The sequence below is a fragment of the Streptomyces katrae genome, assembly GCF_000966975.1.
Lineage (GTDB): Bacteria > Actinomycetota > Actinomycetes > Streptomycetales > Streptomycetaceae > Streptomyces > Streptomyces katrae.
Genome location: NZ_JZWV01000527.1, coordinates 1 through 14,095 on the forward strand (window position 1 = coordinate 1; position 14,095 = coordinate 14,095).

General features: G+C 72.9%; 14 protein-coding genes, 1 pseudogene and 1 riboswitch. Of the genes and pseudogenes, 5 read left to right on the forward strand and 10 right to left on the reverse strand.

What is annotated here, in order from left to right:
- Positions 1-110 precede the first annotated feature (110 nt).
- Positions 111-1,412 carry a metallophosphoesterase gene (locus VR44_RS19185; RefSeq protein WP_045948770.1) on the reverse strand — a complete coding sequence of 434 codons (1,302 nt, stop codon included), beginning with the start codon at positions 1,410-1,412 and terminating at the stop codon, positions 111-113.
- A complete protein-coding gene (locus tag VR44_RS19190; RefSeq protein WP_045948771.1) occupies positions 1,409-1,651 on the reverse strand; it encodes an SCO4848 family membrane protein in 243 nt (80 codons plus the stop codon). The genes VR44_RS19185 and VR44_RS19190 overlap by 4 nt, the downstream gene beginning before the upstream one ends.
- 121 nt (positions 1,652-1,772) lie before the next feature.
- Here VR44_RS19190 and VR44_RS19195 point away from each other — a divergent pair, with 121 nt between their 5' ends.
- Positions 1,773-3,014 carry a D-alanyl-D-alanine carboxypeptidase family protein gene (locus VR44_RS19195; RefSeq protein ID WP_245691986.1) on the forward strand — a complete coding sequence of 414 codons (1,242 nt, stop codon included), beginning with the start codon at positions 1,773-1,775 and terminating at the stop codon, positions 3,012-3,014.
- On the opposite strand, the gene VR44_RS19200 is transcribed toward VR44_RS19195, so the two are convergent.
- The 4 genes from VR44_RS19200 to VR44_RS19215 all read right to left on the reverse strand — a co-directional run bounded on the left by VR44_RS19200 (position 3,015) and on the right by VR44_RS19215 (position 7,314).
- A complete protein-coding gene (locus tag VR44_RS19200; RefSeq protein WP_045948772.1) occupies positions 3,015-3,905 on the reverse strand; it encodes a YihY/virulence factor BrkB family protein in 891 nt (296 codons plus the stop codon).
- Positions 3,906-4,099: 194 nt separating this feature from the next.
- The gene (locus tag VR44_RS19205; RefSeq protein ID WP_045948773.1) at positions 4,100-4,687 is read right to left on the reverse strand and encodes a 2'-5' RNA ligase family protein; all 588 of its coding nucleotides are present in this window, start codon (positions 4,685-4,687) and stop codon (positions 4,100-4,102) included.
- A gap of 123 nt (positions 4,688-4,810) precedes the next feature.
- A complete protein-coding gene (gene trpS, locus VR44_RS19210; protein WP_045948774.1) occupies positions 4,811-5,824 on the reverse strand; it encodes a tryptophan--tRNA ligase in 1,014 nt (337 codons plus the stop codon).
- A gap of 221 nt (positions 5,825-6,045) precedes the next feature.
- Positions 6,046-7,314 carry a serine hydroxymethyltransferase gene (locus VR44_RS19215; protein WP_045948775.1) on the reverse strand — a complete coding sequence of 423 codons (1,269 nt, stop codon included), beginning with the start codon at positions 7,312-7,314 and terminating at the stop codon, positions 6,046-6,048.
- A gap of 35 nt (positions 7,315-7,349) precedes the next feature.
- A riboswitch (ZMP/ZTP riboswitch) is annotated at positions 7,350-7,440 on the reverse strand.
- A 116-nt stretch (positions 7,441-7,556) separates the two neighbouring features.
- Here VR44_RS19215 and rocD point away from each other — a divergent pair.
- Positions 7,557-8,765: an ornithine--oxo-acid transaminase gene (gene rocD, locus VR44_RS19220; protein WP_045948776.1), complete on the forward strand. Its 1,209-nt coding sequence runs from the start codon at positions 7,557-7,559 to the stop codon at positions 8,763-8,765.
- 34 nt (positions 8,766-8,799) lie between these two features.
- Here the strand turns inward: rocD and VR44_RS19225 are convergent, their stop codons facing one another.
- Together VR44_RS19225 and VR44_RS19230 are read right to left on the reverse strand one after the other, a co-directional pair.
- Positions 8,800-9,990, reverse strand: a complete 1,191-nt coding sequence (locus tag VR44_RS19225) for a glutathionylspermidine synthase family protein (RefSeq protein ID WP_045948777.1) — start codon at positions 9,988-9,990, stop codon at positions 8,800-8,802.
- Between the two features lie 6 nt (positions 9,991-9,996).
- On the reverse strand, positions 9,997-10,299 hold the full coding sequence (locus VR44_RS19230; RefSeq protein ID WP_045948778.1) for a hypothetical protein: 303 nt from the start codon (positions 10,297-10,299) through the stop codon (positions 9,997-9,999).
- Positions 10,300-10,399: 100 nt separating this feature from the next.
- On the opposite strand from VR44_RS19230, the gene VR44_RS19235 reads away from it, so the two are divergent.
- Positions 10,400-11,224: a DMT family protein gene (locus VR44_RS19235; protein ID WP_045948779.1), complete on the forward strand. Its 825-nt coding sequence runs from the start codon at positions 10,400-10,402 to the stop codon at positions 11,222-11,224.
- A gap of 94 nt (positions 11,225-11,318) precedes the next feature.
- Here the strand turns inward: VR44_RS19235 and pdxR are convergent, their stop codons facing one another.
- The gene (gene pdxR, locus VR44_RS19240) at positions 11,319-12,734 is read right to left on the reverse strand and encodes a MocR-like pyridoxine biosynthesis transcription factor PdxR (RefSeq protein ID WP_045948780.1); all 1,416 of its coding nucleotides are present in this window, start codon (positions 12,732-12,734) and stop codon (positions 11,319-11,321) included.
- A 46-nt stretch (positions 12,735-12,780) separates the two neighbouring features.
- Here pdxR and VR44_RS19245 point away from each other — a divergent pair, with 46 nt between their 5' ends.
- Complete coding sequence (locus VR44_RS19245) at positions 12,781-13,284, forward strand: carboxymuconolactone decarboxylase family protein (protein ID WP_045948781.1); 504 nt, start codon at positions 12,781-12,783, stop codon at positions 13,282-13,284.
- Positions 13,285-13,303: 19 nt separating this feature from the next.
- On the opposite strand, the gene VR44_RS45120 is transcribed toward VR44_RS19245, so the two are convergent.
- Positions 13,304-13,705, reverse strand: a complete 402-nt coding sequence (locus VR44_RS45120) for a hypothetical protein (protein ID WP_157880353.1) — start codon at positions 13,703-13,705, stop codon at positions 13,304-13,306.
- Here VR44_RS45120 and VR44_RS45125 point away from each other — a divergent pair.
- Positions 13,698-14,095 (forward strand): annotated as a pseudogene (locus VR44_RS45125) (hypothetical protein); the annotation flags it as partial. The gene VR44_RS45120 and the pseudogene VR44_RS45125 overlap by 8 nt on opposite strands.

Below are 14,095 nucleotides of genomic sequence, written 5' to 3' on the forward strand. Positions count from 1 at the left end.
CCCCGAATCCCCGTCATGCGAACGGCCCATCCGGCTATCGGACGGACGCCGGTCAGCCAATCACGGAAATTCAGCCACGGGAAGGCCCGATTTGTCCCGGTGGTAGAACGTCAGGTGTGGTATGAGGCGAGTTCTACGACCGTGATGTCGGACGGCGCGCCGACCCGGACGGGCGGCCCCCAGGCGCCCGCGCCCCGGGACACGTAGAGCTGGGTGTCGCCGTACCGCTCCAGGCCCGCGACGGTCGGGTTGGCGAGCTCGGCGAGGTAGTTGCCGGGCCAGAGCTGGCCGCCGTGGGTGTGGCCGGAGAGCTGCAGGTCCACGCCGTGGCGGACGGCGTCGTGGATCACGATCGGCTGGTGCGCGAGGAGCACGGAGGCACGGGAGCGGTCGCGGTCGCCGAGCGCGGCCTGGAAGTCGGGGCCCTTGCCCTCCTGCTCCCCCTGTACGTCGTTGACGCCGGCGAGGTCGAAGTGGGGCAGCTCGCGGCGGGCGTTCTCCAGGGGGGTCAGGCCGAGTTCGCGGACGTGGTCGACCCACTGCTGGGCGCCGGAGAAGTACTCGTGGTTGCCGGTGACGAAGAAGCTGCCGTGGCGGGAGCGCAGCTGCCGCAGGGGTTCGGCGGCGGGGCCGAGGTCGTGGACGTTGCCGTCGACGAGGTCGCCGACGACGGCGATGAGGTCGGGCTGGGTGCGGTTGACGGTGTCGACGATGCGCTGGGTGTGGGCGCGGCCGAGGACGGGCCCCAGGTGGACGTCGCTGACGACGGCGATCCGGAAGCCGTGCGCGGCGCGGGGCAGCCGGGCGAGGGGCACCTGCACCCGCTTCACGCGCGGCCCGCGCAGCACGCCGTACGTCCCGGCCCCGACGGCCGCCGGGGGCCGCGCGCCGGGGGCTCCGGCGGGCACGGGGTCCGCGGTCGCCGGGGCGGTGGCCCCGCCCGCGGAACGGGACTCCGCCGTTGCCGGCGCCACGGAGCCCGGTCCGGTCTGAGGGGCGGGCTCGTCCGGGCGCGCGGCGGAGTCCGCCGGTCCGCCGGGCGGGCCCGCGGTCACGCCGGCCGGCTCGGGGCCCGGCCCGGCGGGGGTGCCGCGGGCGATCCGGCGGAGCCACAGGCGGCGGACCGGTTCCGCCACCAGCATCGCCAGCGTCAGGTACAGCAGCACCGCGAGCCACATGAAGCCCGGCCAGGCCACCAGTCGCTGGAGCCAGAACGGGGCCCCGGCCCGCCCCGCGAGCAGGGCGGCCAGCGACAGCAGCGGCAGCGCGAACGCCAGGACCGTCCCGGCGCGGCGCGCGGGCCCGCCCGCGCGGGTGGTGTCACGGACCAGCCGTACCCACAGCCACCGATGGACCATCCCCAGCAGCGCCAGTACCGCGACGACCGCCACAATCACCACAAACACGGTCATCGTGATTCGCGCCGCAGTACGAGGATGCTGCGCAGCCCGATCACTCCGACGGCCGTTCCCAGCAGGAACGAGGTCACCGCGAGGAGGAGGTGGACCCAGAAGTAGGCAGTGGGCCGACCGTCATCGAAAGCCAGACCGCTGGCGTCATTGAAGAGGTTCTTGACGAACGTGGACCAGATCACCCAGGACCAAGCTCCGAACGCTGCGAGGAACCAGGACGCGGTGCGGCTGAGTTTCATGTCCCCAGTATCGGATTCGTCCCCAGGACGGACGCGGCGGGGTGGGCCGTACCGGGGGTGGTTCGCCCCGGTTGGCCGGTCCACGACGCCGGGCAGCTCATCGGGATGTACGTTCACCTGCGTGTCTGCCAAGAAGACCGCACTGACGGTCCTTTCCGCCGCACTGCTGGTTCCGGCGATGCTCGTCCCGCCCTCGACCGCACGTGCGGCGACGGCACCGCCCAGGCCGCCGGACGGGAAGGGGAAGCCGCAGGCCCCGGCCCCGCCGCCGTCGATGTCCACGGTCGGCGGCTCCCGGCTCGGCCAGCCCGGCACCCAGGTGAACCTCATGCCCGGCGCTCCCGAGCTGCCCGCGAACCTCAGCGGCCGGTCGTGGATCGTGGCCGACGCGGAGACCGGCGAGGTCCTCGCGGCCCACAACGCCCACTGGCGGCTGCCCCCGGCGTCCACGATGAAGATGCTCTTCGCGGACACCGTCCTGCCCACCCTCCCCAAGGACCAGGTGCACCACGTCACCGACCAGGACATGGACGGCGTCGGCCCGGGCAGCAGCCTGGTCGGCGTCAAGGAGGACCACGACTACACCGTCCACGACCTGTGGCTCGGCGTGTTCCTGCGCTCCGGGAACGACGCCGTGCACGTGCTTTCGGCCATGAACGGCGGCGTCGAGAAGACCGTCAAGGACATGCAGGCGCACGCCGAGGAACTCCAGGCCCTGGACACGCACGTGGTCTCCCCCGACGGCTACGACGCCCCGGAACAGGTCTCCAGCGCCTACGACCTCACCCTCATCGCCCGCTCCGGGCTGCAGAAGCAGGACTTCCGCGAGTACTGCGGCACCGCCGAGGCGAAGTTCCCGGGCCATCAGGAGGCGGGCAGGCCGCGCGAGTACTTCGAGATCCAGAACACCAACCGGCTGATGACCGGCGCCGGCGGCGTCACCCCGTACAAGGGCATCGCCGGGGTGAAGAACGGCAACACCACCATGGCCGGCTCGACCTTCACCGGCGCGGCCCAGCGCGGGAACAAGAAGCTGCTGGTGACGGTGATGAACCCGGACCACGGCGGGCTCAACTCGGTCTACGAGGAGACCGCCGACCTCTTCGACTGGGGCTTCGCCGCGGCGGGCAAGGTCAAGCCGGTCGGCGTACTGGTGCCGCCGAAGGGCACGGACACGGAACCCTACGGCTCCCCCGCCAAGTCCCACGAGAACACCCCCGTGGCGGACGGCCCGCCGCCGGCGGGCGGGGGCGGCCTCGGCACCGCGCTCGGCATCGCGGGCGGTGCGCTGGCCGTGGTGGCGGGCGGGGCCTTCGTGGTCAACCGCCGCTGGCCCCGAGGGCGCCGCGGCCAGGGCGCCTGACTAACCCTTCTCCGTCTCCTTCTCCTTCTCCTTCTGCTCCTCGCCGTCCCGGACGGCGGTCCAGGCGGAGCAGAACAGGAGCAGCTTCGCCGAGAAGTTGATCCAGAGCAGGAGGGCGATCGGGACGCCGAAGGCCCCGTACATGCTCTTCGTGGCGACCCCCCTCATATAGCCGCTGAGCAGCAGTTTCAGCAGTTCGAAGCCGGCCGCGCCGATCAGCGCGGCCTGGAGGAGGCGGGCGCGCGGCGGCTCGACGCCGGGCAGCAGGCTCAGCAGGTAGAGCAGGAGCAGGAAGGCCGCCAGCACACCGACGAGGAAGGCCGCGGCCCGCAGCAGCACCCCGCCCGCGCCCTCGCGCGGGATGCCGAGGACCTCCGCTGACTTGCCGACCGCGGTGGAGCCGGCGATCGACGCGACGGCCGAGGCCAGGGCCGCTCCGCCGAGGCCGAGCAGCACGAGGGCGTCCTTGCCCTTGCGGACGAACGGGTTGCCCTGGTCCTCGTCGTCCTTCTCCCACACGGCGCGCAGGCAGTCGCGCATCGAGCCGATCCAGCCGATGCCGGTGAGGAGCAGGAGCGCGCCGGCGACGAGGCCCACGGTGGCGGCGTTGGCGACGAGGCCGGGGAGGTCGAGCTGGTCGGAGATGCCGGGAACCTGCTCGGCGAGGCTCTTCTGGAGCCGGTCCAGCTGCTCCGGGGTGAGCAGGGCGGCTCCGACGGCGGCGGCGACGGTGATCAGTGGGAAGAGCGCGAGGAAGCTGATGAAGGTGATCGCCGCGGCGAGCCGGGACCAGTGCACCCGGTCGAGGAGCTCGTACGAGTGCCAGCCGCGGGTCCGCATGACGGCCGACACGAGCGGCCCGATCACGGGGAGTTTCTTCAGCCAGTCCATGGGGGCCACCGTAAATGAGCTGCCGGAAATAGCCGGGATTGCCGCTTTAGGGCACTACGGTCGTCGCTTGTGACTTTTCGCCCCGAGTCCTCCCGACCCGAGTCGTCCCGACCGTTGCGCATCCTGGTCCTGCGCAGGCTCCGCTTCCACACCTTCCACGCCTTCCACGTGTTCCGGAGCCCGAAGCGTCCGCGTCAGGACCGCCGTATGGCGGTGTCGGCGGAGGCCGGACCCGACTGCGCGGGGACGGCGGTCGCGGCCGTGCCGAAGGGGTACTCGCGCAGTTTGCGCCAGACCCCGTCCGAGCCCTGCTCGTAGAGGGCGAAGCCCTGGCACTGCCAGCCCGCGGCGTAGTCGGCGAGCTCGGTGAAGGCCCGGTCCATCGCCTCCTCGGAGATCCCGTGGGCGACCGTGACGTGCGGGTGGTACGGGAAGGCCAGCTCCCGGCTGATCGGCCCCTCGGGGTCGCGGATGCGGCCCTGGAGGCTGGTGCAGCCCTCGACGCCCTCGGCGAGCCGGACGAAGACGACCGGCGACAGGGGCCGGAAGGTTCCCGTCCCCTCCAGGCGCATCGCGAACGACGGGAAGGACCGCGCGACCTCGGCGAGGTGGGCGCGGATCGCCGCCAGCCGCCCGGCCTCCACCTCGGTGGGCGGTACGAGGGTCACGTGCGTGGGGATGCCGTGCGCGGCGGCGTCCCCGAAGCCGGCGCGCAGCTGCTGGAGCTGGCTGCCGTACGGCTCCGGGACCGCGATCGAAACGCCGAGCGTTACGGTCCCCACGTGATCTCCTCCGCGCGTGTCTGGTGTGTGGTCACGCCGACTGGTCGGGTCGGTGTGCTCGCATCGGGTGCTGCCGCTCAGTGTGGCGGCAGCACCCCCTCGGCCGCCAGGGGCCTCGGTGCGTCAGTGCTTGGCGGGGACGAACCCGATGCGGTCGTAGGCCTGCGCCAGGGTCTCGGCGGCGACCGCCCGGGCCTTCTCCGCGCCCTTGGCCAGCACGGCGTCCAGGGTCTCCGGGTCGTCCAGGAACTCCTGGGTGCGCTGCTTGAAGGGTGTGACGAAATCGACCATCACGCCGGCGAGGTCGGTCTTCAGCGCACCGTAGCCCTTGCCCTCGTACGCGGCCTCCAGGGCGGGGATCGACTCGCCCGTGAGGGTGGAGTAGATCGTGAGCAGGTTGCTGACGCCGGGCTTGTTCTCGGCGTCGAAACGGATCTCGGCCTCGGTGTCGGTGACCGCGCTCTTGATCTTCTTCTCGGTGACCTTGGGCTCGTCGAGGAGGCTGATCAGGCCCTTGGGGGAGGACGCGGACTTCGACATCTTGATCGAGGGGTCCTGGAGGTCGTAGATCTTCGCGACCTCCTTGACGATGTGCGCGGCGGGGAGGGTGAAGGTCTGGCCGTAGCGGTGGTTGAACCGCTCGGCGAGGTCGCGGGTCAGCTCCACGTGCTGGCGCTGGTCCTCACCGACGGGGACGGCGTTCGCCTGGTAGAGCAGGATGTCGGCGACCTGGAGGATCGGGTACGTGAACAGGCCGACACTGGCGCTGTTGACCCCGCCCTTGGCGGACTTGTCCTTGAACTGGGTCATCCGGCTGGCCTCGCCGAAGCCGGTGATGCAGTTCATGACCCAGGCGAGCTGCGCGTGCTCGGGGACGTGGCTCTGGATGAAGAGCGTGCAGCGCTCGGGGTCCAGACCGGCGGCGAGGAGCTGCGCGGCGGAGAGGCGGGTGTTCGCGCGGAGGTCCTTGGGATCCTGCGGCATGGTGATCGCGTGCAGGTCGACGACCATGTAGAACGCGTCGTGCGTCTCCTGGAGGGCGACGTACTGGCGGATCGCTCCGAGGTAGTTCCCGAGGTGGAACGAGCCGGAGGTGGGCTGGATGCCGGAGAGCGCGCGAGGACGGTCAGAAGCCATACCGCCATTCTCTCAGGTACCGACCGGCCCCCCGCCCCGCCCTTCGCCCGTTCCCCGGAGCTCCGCCCCGGACCCCGTTCGGGTGCGGCACCGTTTGGTGCCCCCAGGGGGCTCCGCCCCCCGAGCCCCGCGCCTCCCGCCGGCGGGGCTATGAACAGCCCCCCGCCGGCGTTTGAGGCGCACGGAGAAAGGGCGGGGCGGGGAGAGGCTCCGCGCAGCGGCTACGCCACCGGGAGGCCCGGGGCCGGGAAGGCGGCCAGGAGGTCGGAGACCTCCGCGCGGATGACGGCCAGTGCCGGCTCGTCACCCTTGGCGGCGGCGTCCACCGCGCGGGAGATCCAGTCGGCGACCGCCGGCATGTGGTCGACCGACAGGCCTCGGGACGTCAGGGACGGCGTACCGATCCGGATCCCCGAGGGGTCGAACGGCTTGCGCGGGTCGAACGGGACGGTGTTGTAGTTGACCACGATGCCCGCCCGGTCGAGGGCCTTCGCCGCCACCTTCCCCGGCACGCCCCGCGAGGTCAGGTCCATCAGGATCAGGTGGTTGTCCGTACCGCCCGACACCAGGTCGAAGCCCCGCTCCAGCAGCGCCGCGGCCAGCGCCTTCGCGTTGGCCACGACCGCGTGCGCGTAGGCCGTGAAGGACGGCTGGGCCGCCTCGTGCAGGGCCACCGCGATGCCCGCCGTCGTCTGGTTGTGCGGGCCGCCCTGGAGGCCGGGGAAGACCGCCTTGTCGATGGCCTTCGCGTGCTCCTCCTTGCACATCAGCATCGCGCCGCGCGGCCCGCGCAGGGTCTTGTGGGTGGTCGTGGAGACCACGTCCGCGTACGGGACCGGGGACGGGTGGGCGCCGCCCGCGATCAGGCCCGCGATGTGGGCCACGTCCGCGACCAGGACCGAGCCCGCCTCCGCCGCGATCGACGCGAACGCCTCGAAGTCGATGGTCCGGGGAAGGGCCGTGCCGCCGCAGAAGAGGATCTTCGGCCGCTCCGCCAGGGCCAGCTCGCGCACCGCGTCGTAGTCGATCAGGCCGTCCTCGGCGCGCACCCCGTACTGGACGCCGCGGAACCAGGAGCCCGTCGCCGAGACGCCCCAGCCGTGCGTCAGGTGCCCGCCCATCGGCAGGGCCATGCCCATCACGGTGTCGCCGGGCTTGGCGAAGGCCAGGTAGACGGCGAGGTTCGCCGGGGAGCCGGAGTACGGCTGGACGTTGGCGTGGTCCACCCCGAACAGGCCCTTGGCCCGCTCGATGGCGAGGGCCTCGACGCGGTCGATGTTCTGCTGGCCCTCGTAGTAGCGGCGGCCCGGGTAGCCCTCGCTGTACTTGTTCTGCAGGACCGTCCCGGAGGCCTCCAGGACCGCCGCGGAGACGTAGTTCTCGCTGGGGATCAGCCGCAGGGTCCGCGCCTGGAGGGTTTCCTCGGCGGTGACGAGCGAGGCGAGCTCGGGGTCGGTGGCGAGCAGGGCGGGCTGGCGGTGCGCGGTCATCGCGGCTCCTCCGGGGTCGATGTCGTTTCTCGTCCCCGCGAGGCCCAGGCGAGCGGCCCTGTGTGCGGTAGTGCGCGCACGACTCCCCCGGAGTTGGTTCCCCGTACGCCAGTCGCCGTGCGTACCGAACACCTTAGCGGGCGCGGCACCCGGGAGGTTTCCGGGTCCACGATCCGAGCGACGATACAAAGGACGCCACCCATGTCACCCGCGTCACCAGCAGACGGACGATCGGAGACCCCGTGTCGAGAACAGCTGATGCCATCCGCTCCGCCGACGAGCACAGCGCGCACAACTACCATCCCCTCCCGGTCGTCGTCGCCTCGGCGGAGGGCGCGTGGATGACCGACGTGGAGGGCCGGCGCTACCTCGACATGCTCGCCGGCTATTCGGCGCTCAACTTCGGCCACGGCAACCGGCGTCTGATCGACGCGGCCAAGGCCCAGCTGGAGCGGGTCACGCTCACCTCCCGCGCCTTCCACCACGACCGTTTCGCCGAGTTCTGCACCGAACTCGCCGCGCTCTGCGGCAAGGAGATGGTGCTGCCCATGAACACGGGCGCGGAGGCGGTGGAGACGGCGGTCAAGACGGCCCGCAAGTGGGGCTACGAGGTCAAGGGCGTCCCGGACGGCCAGGCCAAGATCGTCGTCGCCGCGAACAACTTCCACGGCCGGACCACGACCATCGTGTCCTTCTCCACGGACCACGAGGCCCGCGACCACTACGGCCCCTACACCCCCGGCTTCGAGATCGTCCCGTACGGGGACCTCACCGCCCTCGACGCCGCCGTCACGGCCAACACCGTCGCCGTCCTGCTGGAGCCGATCCAGGGCGAGGCCGGCGTGCTGGTCCCGCCGGCCGGGTACCTGGCGGGCGTACGGAGGCTGACGCGCGAGCGGAACGTGCTGTTCATGGCGGACGAGATCCAGTCGGGCCTGGGCCGTACGGGGAAGACCTTCGCGTGCGAGCACGAGGACGTCGTCCCGGACGTGTACGTGCTGGGGAAGGCGCTGGGCGGCGGTGTGGTGCCGGTGTCCGCCGTGGTCGCCGACCGCGACGTGCTCGGGGTGTTCCGGCCCGGGGAGCACGGCTCCACCTTCGGCGGGAACCCGCTCGCCTGCGCCGTGGCGCTGGAGGTGATCGCGATGCTGCGCACCGGCGAGTACCAGCAGCGCGCCGCCGAACTCGGCGACCACCTGCACCGGGAGCTGAACCTGCTCGTCGGCGGCGGCGCGGTGACCGCCGTGCGCGGGCGCGGACTGTGGGCGGGCGTGGACATCGACCCGGCGCGCGGCACGGGCCGGGAGATCTCCGAGAAGCTGATGGGACTCGGGGTGCTGGTGAAGGACACGCACGGGTCGACGATCCGGATCGCACCGCCGCTGGTGATCTCCAAGGAGGACCTGGACTGGGGTCTGGAGCAGCTGCGGGCGGTCCTCACCGCCGGCTGACCCGCCGCCTGTGGGGGCGCCCCGTCCGGTGCCCCTACAGGATCACGTGGGGCAGGAAGCGGGCGTACTCGTCCGTGACCGGGCCCGCCGATTCGCGGATGCCGAGTCCGGCCGCCTCCTCCTCGACCACCCAGGCACCGAGGACGACCCGGTTGCCGTCGAAGTCGGGCAGCGGGGCCAGGGCCTGGAAGACGTACGTCTCCCCCTCGGCCGGTACGAACGGCTCGCCGCCCGGCTCGTGCAGGGTGACCCCGGCGCCCTCCCGGCCCAGCAGCGGCTTGGCGGCGTACCCGCCGGACTCGGCGAGCTCGCGCGGTCCGTCGAGGTAGGCGGGCAGCAGGTTGGGGTGTTCGGGGAAGAGCTCCCAGAGGATCGCCAGCAGCGCCTTGTTGGCCAGCAGCATCTTCCACAGGGGCTCGATCCAGGCGGTGGTTCCGGTGCCGCCGCCGTGGTCGTAGGTGCCCAGCACGTGCGGGCCGAACTCGTCCTCGACCAGCCACTCCCAGGGGTAGAGCTTGAAGCAGGCCCGGATGAAGCGGAGCTTCTCGTCCACGAACCGGCCGGAGAGGGAGTCCCAGCCGATGGTCTCCACGGACAGGGCGTGGGTCTCCAGCCCGGCCTGTTCGGCGGTCTCCTGGAGGTAGGCGACCGTCATCAGGTCCTCGCCGAGCTCGTCGGTCTCGGAGTGCGCGAAGTGCAGCGGGCCGGGCGGCAGCAGCTCGGCCTGCCGGCGCCAGGCCTCGACGAGCCGCTCGTGGAGGGAGTTCCACTGGTCGGCGCCGGGGAAGCGCTCCTCCATCCAGAACCACTGCGGGCTCGCCGCCTCCACCAGGGAGGTGGGGGTGTCGGCGTTGTACTCCAGCAGTTTGGCGGGGCTGCCGGAGCCGTCGTAGCGCAGGTCGAAGCGGCCGTAGAGGGAGGGCTGTTCGGCGCGGCGCCGCCAGGACTCGGCGATGAGCGCGGCGACCTTCGGGTCGGTGATGCCGAGGTCGGCGAAGCGGTCGTGCTCCACGATGTGGGCGGCCGCGGCCAGGCACATGGCGTGCAGTTCCTCGACCACGTTCTCCAGCGCCTCGACCTCGGGGAGGGAGAAGGAGTAGTAGGCGCTCTCGTCCCAGTACGGGCGCAGGGAGTCGTCGGGGAAGCGGGTCAGGGGGTAGATCAGGCCCTGCTCCTCGACGGTCTTCTGCCAGTCGGGGCGGGGCTCGATGGTGTGGCGTTCCATGCGGGCTCAGCCGCCGGAGGAGCCGGAGTGGCTGCCGCCGCCGATTCCGCCCCGGGTGACGGCCGACTTGTCGAAGCTGCCGCCGGACACCTTGCCGTTGCTGACGGTGCCGCCGTAGTAGTAGGCGCCGCGGCCGCCGCTCTTGCACTCCTTGGAGTTGAGGTGCTCCAGCGTGGACTTGGACGCGCAGCGCTTGTCGGGCTCACTGCTGCTGCCGCAGGCCACGAGGGTGGCGGCGAGCAGGCCCATGCCGCCGAGGGCGACCGCGCCGGAGCGCATGCGTCGTCGGGTGGTGTCGCTGGTGTCCATGGCGAGCACCTTAGATCGGCCGGACGTGGGTATGGAATCCGGCCGTTGTCACGCCCTTGTCACGGCGGCGGCCCTAGAGTCGCTTTTCGTGCTGATCGGAATGGTTTGCGCGCTGGGCGCGGCGGTGTGTTTCGGTACGGCCTCGGTCCTCCAGGCGATGGCGGCCCGGGCCGCGGCCCGCCCGGAGGCGGCGGGCTCGGGGGTGGACACGGCCCTGTTCCTGCGGGCGGTGCGGCAGTGGCGCTATCTGGCGGGGCTGGGGCTGGACGCGGTGGGCTTCGTCCTCCAGATCATCGCCCTGCGGCACATTCCGATCTACGCGGTGGGGGCCGCGCTGGCGGCGAGCCTGGCGGTGACGGCGGTGGTCTCGGCGCCGCTGCTGGGGGCGCGGCTGTCGCGGCTGGAGTGGGGTGCGGTGGCGGTGGTGTGCGCGGGGCTGCTGATGCTGGGGCTGGCGTCGGGTGAGGAGGGGGACGGCGAAGGCACCCTCGCGCTGAAGCTGGGGCTGCTGGCGGTGGCCGGCCTGGTGCTGCTGGTGGGGGCGGTGGCCGGGCGGCTGCCGGAGGGCTCGCGCGCGCTGGTGCTCGGCCTGGCGGCGGGGACGGGCTTCGGGGTGGTGGAGGTGTCCGTCCGGCTCATCGACAGCCTCTCGCTGCGGGAGCTGGGCAACCCGGCGCTGTACGCCCTGCTGCTGGGTGGGGCGGCGGCCTTCCTGCTGCTGACCTCCGCCCTGGAGCGCGGCTCGGTCACGGCGGCGACGGCCGGCCTGGTGCTCGGCGAGACGGTCTGGCCGGCGCTGGTGGGCGTGGTGTGGCTCGGCGACCGCCCCCGCGAGGGCCTGGCCTGGCTGGCCGTGACGGGCTTCGCGGTGGCGGTGGCCGGAGCGTTGGCGCTGTCGCGCTTCGGGGAGCCCAAGGAGCCCTGAGGGCTCCGAGGAAGGCGGCGAAGGCGGGGGAGCCGAAGGTCGGCACCGGTCCGGCTTCGCCCGCCCCGGAGTCCCGGAGGGGGGCGGCGGCCCGTTACGGGAGCGCGGCCGTGAGGGCCTCCAGGGTCGGGGTCCAGGCGCTGTCGGCCGGGGTTCCGTAGCCCACCACCAGCGCCTCCCGCATCGGCATCTCCGTGTCCGGGTGCCGGTACCGTTCCAGCCCCTCCACCGCCAGGCCCTGCCAGGCCGCGGCCCGGACGACCGAGCGCTCCGTGCCGGACGGGAGGTCCAGCACCGCGTGCAGCCCGGCCGCGATCCCGGAGACGGGGACCCGTCCGCCCAGCGCCGCCACCAGCTCGTCGCGCCGGCGCCGGTAGCGCAGCCGCATCGCCCGGACGTGGCGGTCGTAGGCGCCGGAGGTGAGGAACTCCGCCAGGGTCAGCTGCTCCAGCGCGCTCGACGTCCACTCGGCCGGGCCCTTCGCCGCCATCACCTCGTCCAGCAGGTCCGGCGGGACCACCATCCAGCCGATCCGCAGGCCCGGGGCGAGGGACTTGCTGGCGGTGCCGAGGTAGACCACCCGGTCGGGGTCCAGGCCCTGGAGCGCGCCGACCGGCTGGCGGTCGTAGCGGAACTCCCCGTCGTAGTCGTCCTCCACGACCAGCCCGCCCGTGGTCCGCGCCCAGTCCACCGCCGCCGCACGCCGCTCGGCGGTGAGGGCGGCGCCGGTGGGGAACTGGTGCGCGGGGGTGAGGAGTACGGCGCCCACGCGGGGGCCGAGTCCGGCGAGGTCCGGGGTGCGGGCGCCGGACCCGTCCACCCAGAGCGGGCGGGTGCGCAGGCCGGCGTCGGTGAACAGGTTCCGGTGCAGGTCGAGGCTGTAGCCCTCGACGGCCATCTCCCGGATCCGGCGGCCCCGCAGCACCTGGCCGAGGAGGCGGGCGGCGTGCACGAAGCCGGCGCACAGCACGATGCGGTCCGGGTCAGCGTAGACCCCGCGGGCCCGCGCCAGGTAGCCGGAGAGCGCCTCGCGGAGCTCGATCCGGCCGCGGGTGTCGGCGCCGTAGCCGAAGGCGTCGTTCGGGGCGTCGGTCAGGGCGCGGCGGGCCGCCGCCAGCCAGGCGGTGCGAGGGAAGGCGCCCACGTCCGGGGAGCCGGGCACCAGGCTGTAGGCGGGGCCGCGGCGCGCGGGGCGGCGGACCCGGGGCGGGGCCGGGGTGTGGCGCGGCCGGGCCCGTTCGGCCACGCGGGTGCCGGAGCCCTGGCGGGCCGTCAGCCAGCCCTCGGCGACGAGCTCGGCGTAGGCCTCGGCGACGGTGTTGCGGGCGATGCCGAGGTCTGCGGCGAAGGTGCGGGAGGAGGGCAGGCGGGTGCCGGGGGCGAGGCGCCCGCTGCGGGCGGCCTCCCGCAGGGACCCGGTGAGCGCGGCCCGCAGGCCGCGTTCCCCGGCCGCCACCGAGGAGAGGTCCAGGTGCAGGTCGGCGCCGTAAGTGGCCCACGAATCCGTCATGGATATGGACCATATAGGCGGGCCGTCCGCTCCATACGGTTGACCCATGAGCAACGAAACGAAGACCACGGAACTGGCCCCCGAGCACACCCCCCGCATGCAGCTGTTCAAGCTCGCCCCCGAGGCCTACAAGGCCGCCGTCGCGCTGGACGCCGCCGCGAACAAGGGCCTGGACCCGGCCATCGCCGAGCTGGTCAAGATCCGTGCCTCGCAGATCAACCACTGTGCGTTCTGCCTGGACATGCACACCAAGGACGCCCTCGCGGCGGGCGAGAGCGTCGAGCGGATCATCCAGCTCAGCGCCTGGGAGGAGTCGAAGCACTTCTACACCGAGAAGGAGCTGGCGGCGATCGAGCTGACCGAGGCCATCACCGTCCTGACGGACGGCTTCGTCCCGGACGAGGTGTACGAGAAGGCCGCCAAGCACTTCGAGGAGGCCGAACTGGCCCAGCTGATCACGGCCATCGCCATGATCAACATGTGGAACCGGTTCGCCGTCACCACCCGGCTGTCCCCGGGGCACTACACCCCGGGGTCGCTCAAGCGCTGACCCTTCGCCTTCCGGCCGCTCACTCCGGCCGGAAGGAGTCCAGGGCCGCCGTGAGGTTGGCCCTGGTCGCCGGGGCGTCGGTGGACGGGCCGGCCGCCAGGAGGGCCCAGCGGTTGCCGTCGGGGGTGGTGACGATCCGCTCCATGCCGCGGCGGCGGCCGTGGGACTCCGCGCTGTCGTACTCGTACACCAGCTCGCAGGAGGAGCCGGAGACGGATGTGATCGACACCTGCTGGTAGGCGGGGGTCTGGTCGCCGAGCCGCGCGGAGGACATCCGCAGCAGCTCGCAGGAGCCGGTGGAGGCGGGCTCGCTGATCCGGAAGATCTGGAGCAGGGCGCTGCGGTCGCCGCCGGGCGGGCGGTAGAAGGCCCCATTGCCCTGTTCGTCGTGGCTGGGCCCCCACCCTGCGGGGATGGCCACCGAGAACCCGTCCTCGCTGCGCACCACCGTGAAACCGGGGCTCGCCGAGGGGCTCGGGGAGCGGCTCGGGGCCGGGCTGCCGGACGTGGGGGCGCCCGTGGAGGGCGTGCCCGGGTCCGGGGTGGGCGAGGCGGGCGCCGACGCCGCCGGCGGGCGGGCGTCGTCCCTGGCGGGGGCGTCCGTGCCGCCGCCGAGGGGCGTCCACGCCGCGACGGAGGCCCCGCCGACCACGGCCGCGGCCACCCCGACCAGCAGCGGGACCTGCCACTGCGGTGCCCGGCGGGCCTCCTGGTACGGGGGCGGAGGCGGGAGCGGCGGCCACGTCTCGTACCCCGGGGTGGTCTGCGGCGGCAGCGGCGGGAGCCCGGCCCCGGGTGCGGGGCTGGGGTT

Coding starts and splice junctions, on each gene's coding strand:
- VR44_RS19185 (WP_045948770.1), bottom strand. CDS start 1,412: ATGACCGTGTTTGTGGTGATTGTGGCGGTCGTCGCGGTACTGGCGCTG.
- VR44_RS19190 (WP_045948771.1), bottom strand. CDS start 1,651: ATGAAACTCAGCCGCACCGCGTCCTGGTTCCTCGCAGCGTTCGGAGCT.
- VR44_RS19200 (WP_045948772.1), bottom strand. CDS start 3,905: ATGGACTGGCTGAAGAAACTCCCCGTGATCGGGCCGCTCGTGTCGGCC.
- trpS (WP_045948774.1), bottom strand. CDS start 5,824: ATGGCTTCTGACCGTCCTCGCGCGCTCTCCGGCATCCAGCCCACCTCC.
- VR44_RS19215 (WP_045948775.1), bottom strand. CDS start 7,314: ATGACCGCGCACCGCCAGCCCGCCCTGCTCGCCACCGACCCCGAGCTC.
- VR44_RS19225 (WP_045948777.1), bottom strand. CDS start 9,990: ATGGAACGCCACACCATCGAGCCCCGCCCCGACTGGCAGAAGACCGTC.
- VR44_RS19230 (WP_045948778.1), bottom strand. CDS start 10,299: ATGGACACCAGCGACACCACCCGACGACGCATGCGCTCCGGCGCGGTC.
- VR44_RS19235 (WP_045948779.1), top strand. CDS start 10,400: ATGGTTTGCGCGCTGGGCGCGGCGGTGTGTTTCGGTACGGCCTCGGTC.
- pdxR (WP_045948780.1), bottom strand. CDS start 12,734: ATGACGGATTCGTGGGCCACTTACGGCGCCGACCTGCACCTGGACCTC.
- VR44_RS19245 (WP_045948781.1), top strand. CDS start 12,781: ATGAGCAACGAAACGAAGACCACGGAACTGGCCCCCGAGCACACCCCC.